At 57.6% G+C, this 938-nt stretch carries 1 protein-coding gene; it reads left to right on the forward strand.

What is annotated here, in order from left to right:
- On the forward strand, positions 1 to 938 hold a 938-nt coding region (locus H5073_RS17975; protein ID WP_220488112.1), incomplete at both ends, for a VCBS domain-containing protein.

Here is a 938-nt window from a genome sequence, read left to right on the forward strand (position 1 = left end):
TCTGTATTCCAGGCTGGCACTGGCACCCCAAGCGCGGGTGCGCTCGGCAGCTTGACCATTGATGCTACGGGCAACTGGACTTATAACGTCGCGAACGCCGATGTGCAGTATTTGGCGGAAGGCGAAACCAAGGTTGAGACCTTTGTGGTATTGAGTGCCGATGGCACGGAGCACACGGTCACCATCACCATCACCGGCACCAACGACATCCCTGAGATTGCGGGCGATGATCTGGGCGCGGTCACTGAAGACGCCAACAACCCGACCTTAACTGACACTGGCACCTTGACCATCAATGATGCCGATGCTGGCCAGTCTGTATTCCAGGCTGGCACTGGCACCCCAAGCGCGGGTGCGCTCGGCAGCTTGACCATTGATGCTACGGGCAACTGGACTTATAACGTCGCGAACGCCGATGTGCAGTATTTGGCGGAAGGCGAAACCAAGGTTGAGACCTTTGTGGTATTGAGTGCCGATGGCACGGAGCACACGGTCACCATCACCATCACCGGCACCAACGACATCCCTGAGATTGCGGGCGATGATCTGGGCGCGGTCACTGAAGACGCCAACAACCCGACCTTAACTGACACTGGCACCTTGACCATCAATGATGCCGATGCTGGCCAGTCTGTATTCCAGGCTGGCACTGGCACCCCAAGTGCGGGTGCGCTCGGCAGCTTGACCATTGATGCTACGGGCAACTGGACTTATAACGTCGCGAACGCCGATGTGCAGTATTTGGCGGAAGGCGAAACCAAGGTTGAGACCTTTGTGGTATTGAGTGCCGATGGCACGGAGCACACGGTCACCATCACCATCACCGGCACCAACGACATCCCTGAGATTGCGGGCGATGATCTGGGCGCGGTCACTGAAGACGCCAACAACCCGACCTTAACTGACACTGGCACCTTGACCATCAATGATGCCGATGC

This window comes from Shewanella sp. SR44-3, from assembly GCF_014163735.1.
Lineage (GTDB): Bacteria > Pseudomonadota > Gammaproteobacteria > Enterobacterales > Shewanellaceae > Shewanella.